The organism is Desulfobacter hydrogenophilus (genome assembly GCF_004319545.1).
Lineage (GTDB): Bacteria > Desulfobacterota > Desulfobacteria > Desulfobacterales > Desulfobacteraceae > Desulfobacter > Desulfobacter hydrogenophilus.
On sequence record NZ_CP036313.1, the window covers coordinates 4,767,003 to 4,786,133 of the forward strand.

At 45.3% G+C, this 19,131-nt stretch carries 15 protein-coding genes and 1 tRNA gene; 8 read left to right on the top strand and 8 right to left on the bottom strand.

Translation table 11 applies throughout. The features are described from left to right. Positions 1-49: 49 nt before the first annotated feature. The 4 genes from EYB58_RS21210 to EYB58_RS21225 all read right to left on the bottom strand — a co-directional run bounded on the left by EYB58_RS21210 (position 50) and on the right by EYB58_RS21225 (position 7,644). On the bottom strand, positions 50-652 hold the full coding sequence (locus EYB58_RS21210) for a response regulator (RefSeq protein ID WP_111958656.1): 603 nt from the start codon (positions 650-652) through the stop codon (positions 50-52). Continuing rightward, positions 645-4,751: a response regulator gene (locus tag EYB58_RS21215; RefSeq protein WP_111958654.1), complete on the bottom strand. Its 4,107-nt coding sequence runs from the start codon at positions 4,749-4,751 to the stop codon at positions 645-647. Before EYB58_RS21215 ends, EYB58_RS21210 begins: the two co-directional genes overlap by 8 nt. A 389-nt stretch (positions 4,752-5,140) precedes the next feature. Further along, complete coding sequence (locus tag EYB58_RS21220) at positions 5,141-5,974, bottom strand: CoB--CoM heterodisulfide reductase iron-sulfur subunit B family protein (RefSeq protein WP_111958652.1); 834 nt, start codon at positions 5,972-5,974, stop codon at positions 5,141-5,143. Then, on the bottom strand, positions 5,971-7,644 hold the full coding sequence (locus EYB58_RS21225; protein ID WP_111958674.1) for a 4Fe-4S dicluster domain-containing protein: 1,674 nt from the start codon (positions 7,642-7,644) through the stop codon (positions 5,971-5,973). Before EYB58_RS21225 ends, EYB58_RS21220 begins: the two co-directional genes overlap by 4 nt. A gap of 317 nt (positions 7,645-7,961) precedes the next feature. Between EYB58_RS21225 and EYB58_RS21230 the strand changes: the two genes are divergently transcribed. The 4 genes from EYB58_RS21230 to EYB58_RS21245 all read left to right on the top strand — a co-directional run bounded on the left by EYB58_RS21230 (position 7,962) and on the right by EYB58_RS21245 (position 12,855). Further along, positions 7,962-8,603 (top strand): XTP/dITP diphosphatase, encoded by a 642-nt coding sequence (locus EYB58_RS21230; protein ID WP_111958650.1) that lies wholly within the window; start codon positions 7,962-7,964, stop codon positions 8,601-8,603. Between the two features lie 48 nt (positions 8,604-8,651). Beyond that, on the top strand, positions 8,652-9,233 hold the full coding sequence (locus EYB58_RS21235; RefSeq protein WP_111958648.1) for a nitroreductase family protein: 582 nt from the start codon (positions 8,652-8,654) through the stop codon (positions 9,231-9,233). 2 nt (positions 9,234-9,235) lie between these two features. Next, positions 9,236-11,002: a B12-binding domain-containing radical SAM protein gene (locus tag EYB58_RS21240; protein ID WP_111958646.1), complete on the top strand. Its 1,767-nt coding sequence runs from the start codon at positions 9,236-9,238 to the stop codon at positions 11,000-11,002. 80 nt (positions 11,003-11,082) lie between these two features. Further along, positions 11,083-12,855, top strand: a complete 1,773-nt coding sequence (locus EYB58_RS21245) for a DUF6178 family protein (protein WP_111958644.1) — start codon at positions 11,083-11,085, stop codon at positions 12,853-12,855. 6 nt (positions 12,856-12,861) lie between these two features. Here EYB58_RS21245 and EYB58_RS21250 read toward each other — a convergent pair whose 3' ends face one another. From EYB58_RS21250 to EYB58_RS21265, 4 genes are all read right to left on the bottom strand, one after another. Next, positions 12,862-13,602 (bottom strand): response regulator transcription factor, encoded by a 741-nt coding sequence (locus EYB58_RS21250; RefSeq protein WP_111958642.1) that lies wholly within the window; start codon positions 13,600-13,602, stop codon positions 12,862-12,864. Next, a complete protein-coding gene (locus EYB58_RS21255) occupies positions 13,572-14,588 on the bottom strand; it encodes a sensor histidine kinase (protein WP_111958640.1) in 1,017 nt (338 codons plus the stop codon). Before EYB58_RS21255 ends, EYB58_RS21250 begins: the two co-directional genes overlap by 31 nt. 186 nt (positions 14,589-14,774) lie before the next feature. Continuing rightward, positions 14,775-15,995, bottom strand: coding sequence for a DUF2325 domain-containing protein (locus tag EYB58_RS21260; protein WP_111958638.1), 1,221 nt, complete (start codon positions 15,993-15,995; stop codon positions 14,775-14,777). 189 nt (positions 15,996-16,184) lie between these two features. Next, positions 16,185-16,260: transfer RNA gene (locus EYB58_RS21265), tRNA-Asn, on the bottom strand. A gap of 145 nt (positions 16,261-16,405) precedes the next feature. On the opposite strand from EYB58_RS21265, the gene EYB58_RS21270 reads away from it, so the two are divergent. From EYB58_RS21270 to EYB58_RS21285, 4 genes are all read left to right on the top strand, one after another. Continuing rightward, positions 16,406-16,708, top strand: a complete 303-nt coding sequence (locus EYB58_RS21270; protein WP_111958636.1) for a hypothetical protein — start codon at positions 16,406-16,408, stop codon at positions 16,706-16,708. A gap of 114 nt (positions 16,709-16,822) precedes the next feature. Continuing rightward, positions 16,823-17,269, top strand: a complete 447-nt coding sequence (locus tag EYB58_RS21275; protein WP_111958634.1) for a SoxR reducing system RseC family protein — start codon at positions 16,823-16,825, stop codon at positions 17,267-17,269. A 131-nt stretch (positions 17,270-17,400) separates the two neighbouring features. Then, positions 17,401-17,766: a cytochrome c3 family protein gene (locus EYB58_RS21280; protein ID WP_111958632.1), complete on the top strand. Its 366-nt coding sequence runs from the start codon at positions 17,401-17,403 to the stop codon at positions 17,764-17,766. A 78-nt stretch (positions 17,767-17,844) separates the two neighbouring features. After that, positions 17,845-19,116: a 4Fe-4S dicluster domain-containing protein gene (locus tag EYB58_RS21285; protein WP_111958630.1), complete on the top strand. Its 1,272-nt coding sequence runs from the start codon at positions 17,845-17,847 to the stop codon at positions 19,114-19,116. The last annotated feature ends 15 nt before the right edge of the window (positions 19,117-19,131 follow it).

The following is a 19,131-nucleotide window of genomic DNA, read 5'->3' on the forward strand; positions in this document are numbered from 1 at the left end:
CTCTGGTCGTCATATGGCAGGTAATATTATAAAGCAGATTAAATAATCCTTAACTGCTTTCCTCATCATAAATGTCTATATCAGGATAATATTTTTTTGCACATTCATTACAGATACTGTGGCTGAACTGTGCTTCTGAATGATTATCTATATACGCTTCTATCTGGTTCCAATAACCGGTATCATCACGAATCTTTTTGCAATACATACATATTGGCAAAAGCCCGCTTAAGTTCTTGACCTGGGATAATGCCTCCTTGAGCTCCGCCATGGTCTTGTGCAATTTAATATGCAGATCAACCCTGGCTTTTGCCATTACCGGGTTCAACGGCTTTTGTATAAAATCCACTGCACCGGCCTGGAACCCTCTTGCAGCATCTTCTATTTCAGTAACCGCCGTTACGAAAATAACGGGAATATGTTTTGTTCTTTCATCTGCCTTTAGCCTTCTACAAACTTCATATCCGTCAATACCAGGCATCACAATATCAAGTAAAATCAAATCAGGTAGAATATTTCCCTGGGTTGCTTTAAGGGCTTGTTCGCCATTTTTTGCGGCCATGAGCTTATAATGGTTACGCAGCAGTTCGGCCAGCACTTTAATGTTTTGTCGTTCATCATCTACGATCAAGATGCAGCTTTTCTTATCCATTTTTCTCCATTTGATTTGTGACAACCTGATTTTCTACAATTGACTGTGACGATTCTGCAGTATCCAGTTTATTCTTAAGTTTTTCCATTGTTTCAAGCGCTTCTCTAAAATCCAGATTTTCTGCGTAATTTAAAAGCGCAACACTTATCTTTTTAAGGGGACTGTCATGCAAATGAAGCAGCTGGTGTATCTCTTCTGCTTTACCGTCCATGTCGGGATCCATGTCTTCGGCCAGCCGTTGAAAGTCGTCCAGAAGAACTTTTAATCTTTCCATATCAATGGGTACTCTGCTGATTTCTTCTGTATCATCCAATGACGGTGCCATGATCTTTTTTTCCAGATCATCAACCACTTGAGTTAGATCTCTGACCAAGATGTTCATGAGGAGATCAAGCCGGGAGAGCCGGTTCTCTTTTAATGCCGTTTCAACTTTCTGAGCACTGTCATATAATGCCTGTGCCCCAATCCCCCCGGCAACACCCTTAAGCGTATGGGCCGTCCTTTGTGCCAGAGGCATATCATTCTGGATAACTGCCTGGGCGATGACCTGGTTGTCCTTGCCGTGGTCTTTAACAAAATGCTTTAAAATCGTCAGATAAAGATTCCGGTTGCCATTCGTTCTTTCTATTCCCGCGTCGATATCGATACCGGCCAAATCCAAGGGCAGGGATACGATTTTATCCATGCCCTTTTCTGATTCAACCATTGGCGGTCCACTTTCAATGGTCGGTATCCATTTGAGCAGGGTGTCAAACAGAACATTTGGGTCAATGGGTTTGGCAATATGGTCAACCATGCCAACCGCAAGGCAGCATTCGCGGTCCCCGGCCATGGCATTGGCTGTCATGGCAATGATGGGGGGATAATTTCCGTATTGTTTTTCCAAAATAGTACGTGTGGCTTCAAAACCATCCATTTCAGGCATCTGAAGATCCATCAGTATTGCGTCAAATCTGACTTTTCCGGCCAATTCAATCGCTTCTTTCCCATTCTTTGCAATAACTACCCCAAGTCCAGCCTGGGTAAGAAGGTCCTCTGCCAGAATCTGATTGATCGTGTTATCCTCAGCAACCAGTACTTTTGCACCTTTTATGGTTTCCAAAGGTTTAACCCTCCAGCTCTCAGAAATAGTTTTTGCAATTCTTATTCCCCCTTTGCCACCGAGCGTATTCATGACGGCATCCAGCAGATCGGAAGGAATCACAGGTTTTGTTAAAAAACCATCTATATCACCTTGCTGAACGTCATCCATAACATCTTCCTGGGCCAGGGCCGTCACCAGAATGATGCTGATATCGTCACTTTCAGGAAGTTTTTTAATATGATTGGATGCTTGGATTCCATTCATTCCGGGCATCATATAATCCATCAACACCAGCCTGAAAGGATCATCTGCAGGGGCGTTTTTTATCGCATCTAAAGCGACTTGGCCCGAGTCAACACAGGTCACCCGGAAAGAAAACGAGCCCAGGGTCTGGGCAAAAATCTGTCTGGCACTGGCCACATCATCGACCACAAGCACTTTAAGCTGTTCTATATTTACAGGAACGCTTAGTTCAGCGTTCTCTTGTCTTCCGGTATTCCTGCCCAGAACAACGGTGAAATAAAAACAACTCCCTTTGCCGGAATCACTTTCAACCCATATCCGACCGTTCATCAGCTCAACCAAATACTTACAAATGGTCAAGCCTAAGCCGGTTCCACCATATTTTCTGGTGGTACTGCTATCGGCCTGGCTGAAGGCCTGAAACAGTCTTGACTGTTGATCCGGAGTCATGCCGACCCCTGTGTCCTTTACCATCACCTCCAATTCTACCATATCCGCTTGTGCTTTAATTGATCGGACTTTCACAACAATTTCACCGGATTTAGTAAATTTGAGAGCGTTACTTGTTAGGTTGAGCAGAATCTGACCCAGTCGCAGAGGGTCTCCGATTAGCTGAACCGGTGTTTCGGGAACGACGTCAAATAAAATCTCAGGGCCACTTTCCTGGGCCTTGATGGAAACCATGTTGCGTAGGTTTGTTAAGACGTCTTCAAAATTGAATGGGATGGATTCCAGTTCCATTTTACCGGCTTCAATTTTTGAAAAATCCAGAATATCGTTGGTAATACCCAGCAATAACTGAGCAGACTGATGAACCATCTGGATATAATTACGCTGCCGGGGATCCAATTCAGTTCCCAGACAAAGGTGGGACATACCGATAATGGCATTCATGGGAGTGCGGATTTCATGACTCATATTGGCAAGAAAAGAGCTCTTGGTTAGGCTTGCTTCTTCGGCAATCCTGCGGGATGCGACAAGCTCACTGATATCCTGCAGGTTGACGACCATTCCGTTATAAGTCTTTGTATCATCCATAATCGGCGCAGCCGTGATTCGAATCTCTTTTTTCTTGCCCCCTTTTGTATTCCTCACAGTTTCCAGCCCATAACGAATTGTTCCTGACATGACCAGTTCAATGGTTTGCCTGGTACTTTCAGCAGCTTCTTCAGGCACAAAATCTATTTTCTTCCCAAAAAATTCTTCAGGTGTCCATCCGAAAATCTTCTCAAAAGCCGGATTAATATATTCCGCGTTTCCGTACTTGTCATAAACCACCATGGGCTCTGCACTGGTTTCCATGACCGTATAAAGTTTCTTTTCAGTGCGGGCCAGATCTCTTTCTGCCTTCTTTATTGGTGAAATATCCGTAAATGCTTCAAGCAGCACATTTTCATTATTCAAGGTGATTTGGATAACACTTTTCATTACGGGAATTTTGTTTCCGTCTTTATGGATGACTGACCTTTCCGACGAATCTACCGCCTTCCCCATATCAAGGATCGGGCAGTTGTGTTCCTCAGCAGGGCAAATGAAATTGTGACACACCTTCCCGATCAGGTCCTCTTCTTTGTCAAATCCCATCATTGAAAGAGCTGCGTTATTCGCACTGCGGATGATTCTATCTCTACCGACCAGAATCACACCAAAAGGCATCGCCTTCAGCAATTTCTGTTTTTTTATATGCGCTTGATCTGTTTCATCTTTTGATTTTTTTAACAGTTCGGCAGTCGTTCTATTCCGTTTATTCAGGCGGGCAAAAACAAAGGTAGCAATTCCCATAACCGCAACGAAAACACAGATCAAAATAATAATATACCAGTATTTTAAAAAAACCTGTGTCGGTGTAAATTTTCCATAATCCTCGTAGGGAGGTGCATGTAAAATTCTTAGACAGTCGTGTACTGATTGATAACTTTTGGGGATGGTCCATCCCGAACATGAAGCGGCAATGGCTGCTTTTGAATCAGGTTGAATTCCAATTAACCGATGTGCCACTGTTTCAGCAAGACTATCAGAGATATGAACAAGCTGTCCCATGGGCCACTCCGGATATTCTCTGGTGGAATGAAGGAATGGGAGATGACCCTTTCCACCCCCATGCGCATCAATCACAAAAAAATCATCCAGGTCAATTTTGCCTTCCAACTGCATTCTCTCCAAGGTATCGGTTCGCACCGTTCCTGCGTCTGTTTTTTTGTTTAAGACTGAAATGACAACCTGATCATGGGCCCCTTCAAAAGACAATTTTGAAAAATCCTTGTATGGATCAATGCCAGCTTCTTTTAATTCACGCCATGCCATAAGCCATCCACCGAATGAATTTTCGCTCACCGCTGCAAAATGTTTTTCCTTCAGGTCACTATATGTTCGAATATCAGATCTTTGTTTCAAGCAGAACACAACGCCGCCAAATGTTGTATAAGTCCCATTTAGTCGGTTATTTTTTAGTGTAGCTATCCGATTAACACCATACATAACTTCTAACTCAACATAAATAGCCGAATTTGCAAGAATAAAATCTATATCCCCATTTTTTACTTTTTGGTTAATATTTCCAAAATCAATGGGAATAATTATAAAAGAATAGTCTTGAACGACACGGGACAAATACTCCGCGGTCGGCGACCATTTTTTTAAGCAATTGTCTGTACTGCGTTTCACCAACACGCCAATTTTAATTACGTTTGTGCGGGAAAATGCGTTTGTTGGATGAAAATAAATTAACAGACATAATGCTACTAAAAAAAATTTCAAACGATTAGTTTGCATTATTCGCTCTCGGTGATTCAGTCATTAGGGACTTCGATAAAAATAAATGCCACAGATTTTGCGCCGACTTGTTATTCGTATTCGAGGCGCGGCTCAGGGAGCGTATTGAAATATGGGTCCTGAGTTGCAACAAAGAATAAGGATACTTTTATCTTTCTGAAATATGTTAAGCATTACACAACTGATATAAAAAAGCAATTATATCATTATAAATCCAGTGAATTAAAACCGAACATATAGGAGTTCAAAGGCGTGGAAAAATCGCGACCGTATGGGAAATTAGTTTCTGTAGAAAAACGATCAATTGGCTTCAAATTACAAACCGTTGTAAAAATAAAACCATCCCCTGTCCCGGAAAGGACTGGGGATGGTTTTTGTTTTTACCGGTTTCAGGCTGCTGTTTCTACCCCTGTCAGATCCTTTTCAAGCCCCATGGCCTGACCCAGCAATTGGGTAAGAAGTATGGCGGGTATGGGATTTGTTGAACCCGATTTCAGGATAAGGTCCCGGCCATGTTCAAATTGCATGTGGCAATAATTGCATGCTGTGCAGATGATATCCGCACCTTCCTGTTTTGCCGTTTCATATTTTTTCAGAATAAAATCCCGGGCCAGGGCACTGTTTTTGTCCAACAGGGGATTGCCGCAGCATTCCAGGCCTTTGGACCAGTTTACGGGTTCTGCCCCGGTCAGTGTGATAATCCGTTCAAATATCGTGGGGGCATTGGGACGGTCATCCAACCCGGTGATGGTTGAGGGACGCAAGGCGTGACATCCGTAGCTTGCGGCCACTTTTATTCCGTCAAGGGGATGAATGACGCTTCGCTGGATAACGCCTTTATCTATTTCCCGGTCCAAGAGGGTCAGCATGTGATGGATTTTGACGCCACCTTTATAATGAAGCCCTTCCTTTTGCAGCATCGAATTGATCAAGACCCGTTTTTCCCAATCATTTTGAAAATAATGTTCCGCCTGTTTAAGGGCGCCGAAACAGCACTTACACAAGGTCAGCACAGGCAGGTTATGGGCCTGGGCGATGGCCAGGTTCCGTATGGACAGCAAAAGAAAGGCATCCAGATTTTTTTCCTTAACAGGATATCCGCAACAGCCAAATTCAAGTTCTTCTACCTTAACATTGAGCCTGGATAAAACGGCTTTGGCCGACGTTGGATGCTGGGGAATATCAAATCCGGTTCTGCATCCTGAAAATAAAGCACATTTCATATTCCAAATTCCTGGTGGTATACCATGTTTTTAAGTTGATAAAAAATATCCGTAATCTTAACCCCCTGGGGACAATTTTCTTGACATTTATAACAGGTCAGGCAATCCCAGACAATGGCGGCATCCTTTGCCAGATCGGTTTGACCAAGAATAAGGGCATGGATGACCTGGTGGGGTGCTGACCCGAATTGTCGCAGATCGCCTGTAACACCTGTCACCGGGCATGAGTTGGTACATGTCAGACAGGTATAACATTGTGAAAAGGCACCCGCCTGGAGGGATTTTTTCAAGGACTCAACCACAGGGTTTTTCCCGGGTTTAAGCACCACAGGGGCTTTCAGTCCAGCTTTTTCAGGCTGATGTTTTTTGCAAAGCTCCCTTATACGGATAACAGGATCCGGAAGAAATTCCTCCGCCAATTGTTCTCTGGTTTCCGTCCAGATATCCTGCAGGTTCATTCCGGCAGTACAGACCTGGGAACATTTGTTGCACATGGTGCAGAGAAAACTGCCCTGGGAAAAGGCATCCCTTGATTCCTTATCCATTGGCCGGCCCCATGCCGACTCCCGGATGCGAATTACACGTTCCGAGGGAAACACCCATTGGTTATTAAAAATTTCAAATAAAGGTCCCACAGCACAATGGCTGGTGCAAGTGCCGCACTCGATGCAGGCGGAAAGATCAAAGACCCGGCGGGTGGCCCTGTTCTCATCTCGTTTTATTTGTTGTCCTGCAAGTCCCGAAATAATAAGGCTTATCGGGGTTGTCAGGATATGCCGGAATTTACTGAAAGGCAGGTAGGCCAAGCCGAGAAAACAGCTTAAAAAGTGGATATTCAGTAATAATAAATCCAGGCGGTTCCTGTTGAAAAAACCGGCAACAGGTGTCATGGCAATGGAAAGAGGATAGGATACAAAGGCCCATCTTGGATTGGAATGGCATGCTGCACAATTGTCTTCATTGACCAGCCACCCTTCTTCCATAAGTTCCGGGGTGGCCGGGATGGTCTCCCCGGGAAAATAGACATTGAATTCTTCCTGCCAGACGGCCTTAAGCGCCGGGAGTTCCTCATCGTAATCCATGGCGCCATATTCATCCACCATGTCGTAAAACACACCGGAGGAGATGATCTTGGCGGCTTCCAGGCCAAAACCGGACATCATGATGAGTGCAAGCAGGACGATTGCCAGGTAATCGTGGTGCTTGCTGATCTGTTTCAAGCGAAAATTGGTTTTCCTGCGATATACGGCAATGCCAACTCCCGTCATCACCATTACACCGGCGATATTCCGAAGGGCCATGAAGGGGTTCAGGGTGGATTGGTAATCTGAAAAAACCACTTCGCTGACATAGCCTTCAAGGGCATGGAAAAAAAACAACCCAAAAAATCCCCAGTAGAGACAGATATGCATAAACCACTTCAGGGGATCCTGACGCATCAGCGGCAATTGAAGCACTACATTCAGAATAACCGTCTTGAAAAAATGAAACATCCGGACAGGTGAGACCAGAATACCCAACAGGCCCGACAAAAAAGCTTTTATTCGGTCTGCCGTAGTGAATTCGGCCCGGTCCGGCCCGATGTTTAACCGGAAATATCCAATGATCCTGTAAATGATTCCAATGAGGAATACTGCTAACGCAATAAAAAAACTACAGGTATAAAGCACTGTTCCAATCCAATCCAATTTAAAATTGTCAAAATACAAAATTAAAAAGTAATATACTTATTGTGACTAATCCGGAATGTCAAGCGTGTTTTTTATTTTGACAAAGTCCATTTATCTAATCACCTTCCCCTCTCTTTGGCTGAAAACGAATTATTTTTGACACGTCGTATGACCTGTTCAAAATTGATATAAATTGCAGGTAAGTTACTTGTAGCGGACCTGCCTTCCTTACGAGCTTACCTTTACAAACCACAGACCAACACTTATATTAAGCCTTAAATTTTTAAAAAATATAATACTGCACAAGGAGCTTTCAGGTGAAACAGATCTTAGTACTGGCCTCGACCAATAAAGGCAAAACAAGGGAATTACAGGAAAGGCTGCAAGGCTATCCCGTTGACATAAAAAACCTGTCTGACTTCGGTCCCATTCCCGAGGTCATAGAAGACGGTGAGACCTTTGACGACAATGCATATAAAAAGGCGTCGTTTACGGCCAGAGTGCTGGGGTATCCGGCCTTGGCGGACGACTCCGGGCTTTGCGTGGAGGCGCTGGGCGGAGCACCAGGCGTGTATTCGGCCCGTTACGCAGGGGAAAATGCCACGGACCAGGACAATGTGGACAAACTTCTGGAAGACATGAAAAATAAAGAGAACCGCAAAGCAGCCTTTGAATGTGTGATATCCATTGCGGTTCCCACGGGTGCAGCGCTGACCTATGAAGGCCGCTGCGAAGGGGTACTCACCCGGGAACCTGAAGGAAACAACGGATTTGGTTATGATCCGCTATTCTTTTTTCCCGAATTGAATAAAACCTTTGCCCAGTTATCCATGGATGAGAAAGCAACGGTCAGCCACAGGGGAAAGGCGTTGCTGGAAATCACCCAGGAGATGGACAAAATTCTGGACTGGATAGATATCCAAATGTCTCGAATTAGCACTCAAACGGGATGCAGCTAAATTTTTTACCCAACAGGCTGTTACATAATGTTAATTAAGGAAAAAACAATGGATACATTCAAAGAACTGGTAAAATCCAACCGTTCCTGCAGACGGTTTGATAATACGTTTGCCCTGGATACCCCGACCTTGACTAAGCTTGTGGAGCTGGCCCGATATACGGCCTCCGGGGCCAACAACCAACCCCTGAAATATATTATTTCCAGTAGCCGGGAACAAAACGATCTGATCTTTTCCTGCCTGACCTGGGCCGCTTATCTCAAAGACTGGAAAGGGCCTGAACCTGCGGAACAGCCCACGGGATACATTGTCATCCTGGGGGATACCACCATTTCAAACAATTTCTGGTGCGACCACGGCATTGCAGCCCAAACCATGCTGCTCGGGGCCCGGGCAATGGGACTGGCCGGATGTATGTTTGCCGCCATAAATATCAAAAAACTAAAAGAACTGCTTGGTATCGGCAATCATCTGGAGGTCAAGCTGGTCATCGCACTTGGCAAACCCGCGGAAGAGGCCTGCATTGATGATGTGGATGACGGTGGAGATATCCGGTATTTCCGGGATGAAAATCAGGTTCACCATGTTCCCAAGCGTAAGCTTGACGATTTGATTCTCAAAGCCTGGTAGCTGTGAAGGTTCTATTTGTCAATCCATCCTGCCTGGATCCAAGGGTTACGGACCCGGATGCACTTCAGGTCCCCATCGGGCTCTATTATCTGGCGTCCGGGCTTCTGGACCAAGGCTGGGTATCCGGCATTTTAAATCTTGCACCGGCAGGTCCGGCCAATCCCTCGGCAAAGGGATCGGCAAAGCATGCACTTGATTTGTTCACCCAAGCCATCATGCAAGAACAGCCTGATATCATAGGGTTTTCCGTAACCAGCCCCACCCGGATCAATGCCATGGCATGTGCAGAGAAGGCCCGGCAGATCCTGCCGGACAGCCTCATTGTCTTTGGGGGACCCGGGGCCACCTTTATGGCGGATTTCCTGTTTGGCGCCTGCCCGGCCCTGGATGTGATTGTCAAAGGCGAAGGCGAAATCAGCACAACAAAACTGGTCAATGCCGCAAAAAAAGTAAAAGCGAATTTTGGGACCATCCACCAGGCCCAGATTATCAGAGCAGAATTGGCACAGGATCTTGGCCGGATTCCCGGCATTGTTTTCCGTAACGGACCGACCCTTCAAGACACTGGCCCAAGTGAGCTGGTCAAGGACCTGGACACCCTGCCCCACCCGTCCCGGTATTTCACTTACCAGCACCTGGCTATGTCCAGGGGATGCCCAGGGAAATGCACTTTTTGCGGATCTCCGAAATTCTGGGGCACCTCCCTTGTCCGCCGCCACTCACCCCAATGGCTGTTTGAAGAGATAAAGGCGCTTGCCCAAAAAGGTGTAACCCATTTTTTCATCAGTGACGACACCTTTACTATGGATTGTGATGCCGTCAGGGCGTTATGCGAAAAAATTATCCAGGCAGATCTTGGCATCACCTGGAATGCCATCTCCCGGGTGGATTATATTAACGAAAGCATACTTGTCCCCATGCGCCGGGCCGGATGTATCCAGATCAGCTTTGGTGTTGAATCCGGGGCTGGATCCATCAAAAAAATCCTTGGCAAACCCATCGACAATGCCACCTGCGTGGCAGCCTTTGAAAAGGTGCGCGCCGCCGGAATCCTGCCCCGGGCCTATTTTATCTATGGCTCACCGGGGGAGACGGATGCCACCATCCAGGACAGCATTGATCTTATGATCCGGTTAGGCCCGTTGAGCACGGTATTCTACATGCTGGTCACCTTTCCCGGCACAGCTTTGTATAACCGTGCCGTGCAGAAAGGATGGACCCATGATGGTGTCTGGCAAAAAAACATTGAAGATTTGCCATGGTGGGAAATAGATCCCAATATGGACTTCTCCCGGGTTAAGGGCTGGGGGGACCGCCTCAGGCAGGCTTTTTTTGACCACCTTGAGGATTTTGTCAACCGCATTGCCCTTCATCCGGATAAAGCAGTTGCGTCCTTACATGCTGATTTTTTATCAAGGCTTGCCATGACCTTTTCCCATGGGGAATATGCCCGGGATTCCCGGGTCACAAATGCAGAACAGATCGCTATGAATCTGTTTGAAAAGGCGTTGCAATTTTATCCTTGTCCCAGAGCCTTCCAGGGACTTGCTATGATCCTTCAGAAACAAAAAAAGTTTTCCAAGGCCATGGCCTTTCTTAACAAAGGCCTGTCCCATTTTCCAAAAGACAAGGATCTGTGTGTGTGCATGGGGGTGTGCCTGATGAATACTGGTGATTTTCACAAGGCCTTAAAATATTTCACCCCGTTTGCCGATGATCCGGCTTTAGGGCAGTACATCAGTATATGCAAACAGAAAACAACGCTTTAATTTTTTTTTACAAAACAGTTAACATTTTAATTTCTTCTTTACTTCATTTATCAATCTAATTCGGGGGAAATGTCCTTAATATGAACAACGATTATCAACTGGCCAATAAAACCAGAAAAGAACTAAAACTTAAGAATCTGCGCCGGGACATCCTTATCAGCGACGGCGCCAAAGCCCTTGATATGATCCTGGAGGCCCCCTCCCCTGCCACGTTAATCCAGTCCTTTCCGGATCAGGACCTGTACTATTTAATGCATAAAATCGGGGTTCATGATTTCATTCCGGTTCTGGCCCTGGCCGCATCCAGTCAGTGGGAGTATATTCTTGACGTGGAGGTCTGGGATGACGACCGGCTCAACACCCATATGATCACCCAGGTATTTTCTCTTCTGTTCAAAGCCGATCCCCAACGTCTTCTGCGTTGGACCATCACGGAAAAACCCGATTTTATAGAATATTATCTGTCACAAAAGATGTATATTTTTATTCGGGAACATGATGAAGTACCACCCGAGGATTTTGAGGACTACATCACCTTGGATGATAAATTTTATTTCAGATTTCCAGGCCTGCAATCCGGTACAAATGAAAACTCGGAAGGGGAACTTTTACCTCAGGATACCCCCCGGGAAAATGGTTTGCCCGATGACGCGCCGGAATTAATCGAACAGATGATAAGAACCCTTGCCGCCATGGACCTGTCGGTCCTCCACGGCCTGTTCCTTGAAACCCTAAGCCTTCTGCCGGCCGAAACAGAGGAAGAACAATTCCGGCAAAAAAATATCAGACTTGCAGAAAAAGGGTTTTTACCGGCCCATGAGGCCGTTGGAATTTACCAACCGGTTGCCGGAAAAGACTTAACACATAGACCTGCAATCACCAATAAATCCAAGGCACTTGATCCGGATATTCCCCTGCCGCCCATGTTTTTCACCCAGTTTTTAAAAGGTGACAACCTGTTTGCAAAAACATTGAAACAAATCAGTGCGCAAGGAGGAATACCAGACCTTGACAGCGAACTTGCGGCCCTGATCAACAAGGTCATCAGTGCAGACCGGATCAGAATCAGGAATCGAGAATCCATTGAAAAGCCACTTGAAAAAACCATGTCAACCTTAAGTTTAGGACTTGAGGTGCTTATGGAAGGCTCCAAAATCAGCGTGGAGCGTGCCGTGGATCTGATTACAAAATATTTTCTTGAAGATATTTTCAGAACCGGAAGCCGGGAAAGTGCAAGGCTGCAGGCAATGGTGCGCAAATGGTATGAGACAAGTTTTATCGGGGCAAAAGACCTGCCCTTAAGTTTTCTGGGGGAAACGTACCTGGGCATCATCGGAGGGCTCATGGTTCAGCGGCCCATGTTTTTTGCCAACTATGCAGACAAGATCTTGTACCGCAATTTTGCCGGCCTTTCCGATATCAGGGCCACCCAGCGACAACTGGATGAAATCATCTGCCTGGATGATTTTCTCAACCGCCTGAATGTGGACATTGCCACCTTTACCTTTGGGGTGCTCACATACAAAAGCATGATCCTGACCTTGTGGATCCGGGACCGTATGGGTCTGAATAAATCAAAGCCATTGAGTCTTGCGCCCATTGAAATTTCTAAATTCAAAGATTTCTTTGCCCAGCTTTTCGGGCCTGAGGGGACCATCGGCGATACCCAGGCAAAGGATTTGGGATTATGGGCAGCACAGGCATCCGGCGTACATGAGACAGATCTGCCCACGGCGCTCCAGGGCATTTTGTACGCACTTTTGCGGGAATTGGAGTCGGAATACGGTCATGTACGAGTCCAGGACCTGGATCCACGGTTTATGCCCATGTTTCTTCTGGCCGGGCAGAAGTAAACAAATTTACTCCCCGGGTTCAAAAATATAGCCCACAGACCTGCGACTTTTAAAATATACCGGGAATTTGGGTCTGGGTTCAAAATATTTCCTGAATCTGACAATGAAGTTGTCCACAGTGCGGGTGGAGGTATCCCTGGCATAGCCCCACCCGGCCTTAAGAAGCATTTTCCGGGACAGGGGCTTTCCCTGATGGGCGATGAAAATGCGCAGCAAAATGATTTCCTGCTCGGTCAGGACCACTTCACCGGATGCACACTGGGCCGTGGATGTCACAAAATCAATGTGGTTTGTCCCAAAGGAATAAGAATTGCCTTCAAATAAAGAACAGCCTGATTTTTCGTCATTTTTCCCAGGTTGTGCGTACCATTCTTTGCGTTTTACAAGCCGCGCCACACGCAAAAGAAATTCTTCGAGATCAAAAGGTTTAGACAGGTAATCATCCACCCCGTATTTCAATCCCCGAACTTTATCCCGGGTGTCCCCCCGGGCCGACAAAATCAGCACAGGAATTTTTTCATCCTCCCGGCGGATGGTCTGGAGAATGGAAAACCCGTCAACCATGGGCAGCATAATATCCAGAACAATAAGATCTGGGTGCCAGGTACGCCATTTTTCAAGACCTTCAATGCCGTCGGCAGCCACTTTGGCCGCATATCCCTGAAGAGTGAGGTTCAACTTAATTCCCTCGGCAATATGGGATTCATCTTCTATGATCAGAACACGTTTTTTTTCAGCCGTTTCCATAATTCTTTATCTCTAACGCCGGCTATGCTTGCCCGGGGAATGGTAATTGTAAATTTGGCGCCTTTTCCCTTACCTTCACTGGAAACCGAGGCCCGCCAGCCATGAATGGCAGCAATACTTGATACAAGATACAACCCAAGGCCAGAGCCTGTATTTGCCTGGTTACTATTCCTGTCTCCCTGGTAAAATTTTCGAAAAATCTTTTTTGCATCCTGTTTCTCCACACCTATACCATTATCAATAAAATCTATGGTAACTTTCTGCAAGTAACTTTTAAATAAAACGGTCAGACAAGGTGTGCTGCTTTGATTGTAGCGGAGGGCATTTGAAAAAATATTGGTCAGCAGAATATCCAATAAAAAGGCGTTCACCGAATACTCGAATCTGCCACCGGACGGATTTTCAATCTTTATCTCAAGATCCCTGAACAGGGAAGCATTTTTCAGACAGAACCTTTTTAAAAGTACCACAAGGCTTTCCCGGGTGACCTTTGATCCAAAATTTTGGCTCTCTATACGTGCCAAATTAAGAATCCGGTCTATATTCTCCGTGAGCCGGTCAATATCCTTGAGCATATCAGTACTGTATTTTTTTACATCCCCATGGTCCATGGGATGCCGGACAAAAGTTTCAAGATAAAGGCGAAGAGACGTGACAGGCGTTTTCAATTCATGGGTAAAATTATAGATAAAATTGTGCTGAAGCCGGAACAGGTTCACCGTTTTTTGATAATAGATAAAGGCTAGAAAAATGCCGGCCAAAACAACAAAGATCAAAAGGCTTAGGACAAGTATTGTCATACCTGTTTTGGAAGGAAAAATGGCCTGGGGCGCAATGTTGAACTTAAGCATCACCACCTCAAGGGCCGAACGGATCTCCATGTACAGACTGACCGTGAGGACCAGGAATGTGGCAAGGGCAAAAATGGAGCAGGCAAAAATAAACACCGGATGGAGATACCACCGGGAAGGGTTCAAAATCTGCATGGATCAGTCTTTTTCAGTATGAGATGTACCTTTTGCAACTTTCGCGTAAAACAGAAATAATCTCTCTTTTTACTGCGTCATTATTTCCCAAATTTTAAAAAAGTCAAGATATTATCTTTATTTCAGGAAGATAAACACCTCCAATTCTCCAAAAAAACGATTTGTATTCTAACAGCCCTCCAAGCATTAGTTGAGACTTACAGCGTCATCAGGAATAATCACCGCCTGGGTTACAGCTGAAAGGCTTGCGCTGTTAAGAATTTTTAATTCTTTGTTGTACCGTGTGCATAAATGCTTAACCTTTAGACAGGCATTATGGCTGTTGCAGCTCACGGGGCAGACAACAACATCACACCGTCTGACTTTAGCAGCAAGATCCTCATTGCTGCTTCTAAGATAGCCATCATGGTAGTCAAACTCGCCACCGGCCTTTTCAACAATCTGCCGGTAATAGGATTTCATCTTCGTAATTCCACCTATCATAAAAATCCGTCTGGCACACAGGCGGCGCCTTGGACAATTCTCGTTGGGGCAGGCCCCTGTTACCGGACAAGTTTTAGGCTCCCGGCGAGTGCATATATCATCCGTCCCGGCAGCAAAGATCGAAGATAGTTGTGCGAACTCACCCTTGAGCATTGCGTTCTCATTTTTGGCACTGAACAATTGAATCTCAAGTTGTTTTTTTTCCCGTTCCGCGCGAAGAGTCTCTTCCTTTTGACAGCTCAATACCTGTTCAAGACGTTCAACCTCCTGATTTAGGTCCGGGCCTGACGACTGCTGAAAAATCGTTTGGGTCTCAAGTTCACCAAGTTTCTTTTTCAGTCGGACGTTGTCCGTTTCAAGAGAAGTCTTTTCTTTATCTGCCTGCCTCAACTGACTAACCAGCTCCCGAATTTTTTTATTTTTTTCATTGCCCTTGTTTTTTTCCCGTATCAGGGTCTGATCAGCAGCTTCGAGTTTGCGTCGGATACTAAAAATTTCAATCATATTGGCATGGGAAAGCATATGAACTTCACCATGAATATCCTGGAGTAGATCAGTTTCTGTATCCTTATGAGACACAATGGCATACATCACAGGGCCGATGACACCCCGGGCCGAATAGTCATTCCATAAGGCCCTGACCTCTTTCGCATCTTTTTTTTTATACAGGACCGCAATTTGCTTCATATACTTTCTGGACTGATGCCGTATATAATTATTTGTCTTGATGGACACCGCATTTTCATCCCCCATACACCCCATAATATACGAGTGGTATTCATAGGGTTTGAGGCCGTTGACATCCCAGCCGCACTTTTTAAGAATATCTTTATGCTTGTCCACAGACAACATGGCACCAATCACCGGACATTTAAAATTACGTTCAATTTCCCATATATTTGAAAAACACTTCATCGCATCCATCAACTCCTCCAAACTTCATTTGATTGTAAAATTAAGTTAGATAAGACTAATAATTTTAAATTACATAACACTTCAGGAAATGTCAACAATGAAAATTTAAATTTATTAGCGAGGAAGGACTTTCTTTCAACCGAAGCTTAAAAACAAAAAACCCGACAACCATAGGTTGTCGGGATAATCTTTTTAGGTTGGCTCCCCAGCACGGACTTGAACCGCGGACTTAGTGGTTAACAGCCACTCGCTCTGCCAACTGAGCTACTGGGGAGCAGCGTCTCTCAATGAAGACTCGAGGGTTATATCCCAGTCAGATTCCTTTGTCAAGCAGATTCAATAAAAAATTTGACATCCTCTTTTCTTAAGATTATTCTTCACTTGTAACAAAAAAAAATTCAGCAAAGAAAGGACGCCAAATGAATATTGACAGTATTCAAGGAATGAACGCTTACACAGCCAATGCGCTAATGACGAACACGGCTTCTGAGCAGAATAATTATAAGGAAGCAACAGGCGTTGAACCCATTGAGAAAAGCCCCCAGGCTTCTCAAGAAGCCTTTCAAGTTGAGATCACACAACAAGCGTTAACACTGCAGGCTCAAAACACAGAAGACCCGGTCAAAAAAGATCAGGAGCAAACCGCTGAACAAATTCGGCAGACTCCGCAGACCCAGTCTCTTCCGGGCCGGCAGGGTAGTCAGCTTGACGTTATCGCCTGACATTAATATAATGACGAATTAAACTTGATAGGCATAGACAGGGGCTTGGCCCTGTCTGCTTTTTTTTGCAGCCTTAAAAGACCAACATGAACCCCTTTTTCATAAGAGCATATCATGATTACTGAAGACGGCATTGTCACCCACGCTACACCTGAAACAGCCTGGATTAAAACCACCCGCTCGGCAGCCTGCGAAAGCTGTTCTTCAAAGGATTCCTGCGGCGTCAGCCATCACCCTTCTGAAGAAATGACGGTTATTTTATCAAACACGCTTGGTGTAATAAAAGGAGACCGCGTGATTGTGGGCATTAATTCAGCACCCATGCTTTTTTTAAGTTTCCTCCTTTATGTATTCCCAATTATACTGCTCATCATTGGAGCACTGATCGGGGATGCCCTTGCCCCTGTTTTGGAAATGAGCAGATCCGCCCTTTCCATGGGTTTTGGTTTCTTACTATTTGCAGTCGCTTTTTTTATTATTAGAAAAAAACAAGCAGGCATGTCAAAAAAAGACAAATATAAACCCTTTCTCGTTAGAAAAAAAAGCCCGCTCAGTTCATAGAAATCACACCTTTTGTAATAAACAAATTTACACCACTTTTTCCTTGTAAATCTAAAATCAATATACTATATACGCTTCCAGTTGTGGGTTCGTCGTTAAACTCTAACCCCTAAAATATTGAGAGAAGAATTATGACATCACAACGCGACCTGAAAATAGCTGTATGGATCATGATCGTTCTTTTAGTCACAGGGATTGTATGTTACGCGTCCTTTTCCTCACCTGTTCCGGATAATCCAGTCAGACTGATGTTTCAGAACAAAGCAGGCAAAGTTTTATTCACTCATCTCATGCACACAGACGATTATTCTTTAGATTGTCTGGACTGCCATCACAACCTCGAAGATGGCGAAATCTACAACTGCAGCGAGTGCCATGAGCAAGAAGGTGATGAAGACATGCCGTCAAGGGCTGACGCATTCCACGCCCAGTGCAAGGGATGCCATGAAGATTATGGTGCGGGTCCGGTAGAATGTAATGCATGTCACGCACAATAATTTTTTCAGGATGACAGATATTGACCTGAATAAATTTAAGGCTTGGCTTAAGACTTTTACAACACTTAAGGACTAATTATGATTAAACGATCTCTTTTCGCTCTATCCAAACCCAGGCTGACGTATGATTTGCTTGATACGTCTGTGCAATCCGCAGATGAGATTGCAGTACCTGGCAGTCTTACCCTTCTTTTGCCTGAAAAAATTGACAGCGCAAAAAAGGCTCTGATCGGCCCGGGAGATGCTGTCAAAAAAGGGCAGAAATTAAAACTCTACGATGACAGCATACCTTATGTTTTATCTCCTGTTGCAGGTACGATTAAGGGATTTGATTCCTATTCCGATGACTTCGGCAACGCAGCGACCTATATATTGGTCAAGCCTGACCCATCGGCCAAAGGCGATGATCAATGGGCCCAGACAGATCTGGTACAAACGCTTGAGTTTGCAGCCGATTATCTTGGACAAATCCCCGGGGCATTGCCCGTTTCAACCCTGACAAACCCAAACTATAATATCAGGACCATTGTCGTGACAGGTGCAGACACAGATATTTTGTGTGATACCTGTCAATTTGTCTGCACCGCATATGCAGGCCTGATGGTCGCCGGGGCCAAAATTCTTAAGGCGATAACCCGGGCCGACCGAATCTGCATTACCGTGCCTGAAAATCTTTCAGCCCAGGTAGATCTTGATGGCTTTAATGTACTCAGAACGTCTGATACATACCCATCTAATTTGCCCGCCATGGTAATGAAAGATCACTTGGGTAAGGAACTTTCACCCGGTGCGACCCCTGAAGATGAGGGTGTCTGTTTTATTCGCCCCGAGGCATTGGTTTCCCTTGCCCGGACTTACGAAACCGGACAACCGGTGTTCGATAAGATCATTACCCTGATTGACAAAGGCGGAAAAAGATGTCGGGTCAAGGCCACCATCGGTACACCGATCAGTAAAATATTTTCCTGTTTTAATGTTCAGATCAATGAACGGGACCGGATCATCATCGGCGGCCCCATGCGCGGCTATGCCACCTATACGGTTCATCACCCCGTGGTTCCGGATATGGATACAATTATTGTTCAAGACAGGGATGTTGTTCCGGAACTTTCGGACAATGCCTGTGTTAATTGCGGTGAGTGCATCCGCGTCTGTCCGGCCAATATACCCGTGAACCTGCTGGTTCGGTATCTTGAAGCAAACCTTTATGAAGAAGCAGCAGACAGGTTCGATCTGGAGTCCTGTATCGAGTGTGGACTTTGCGGCTATGTATGCAGGGCCAGGATTCCTTTATATCAGTATATCCGCTTGGGTAAACATGAACTGTTGACCCTTCGTGAAAATGCTTGAAAGGTGGGAGAAAGC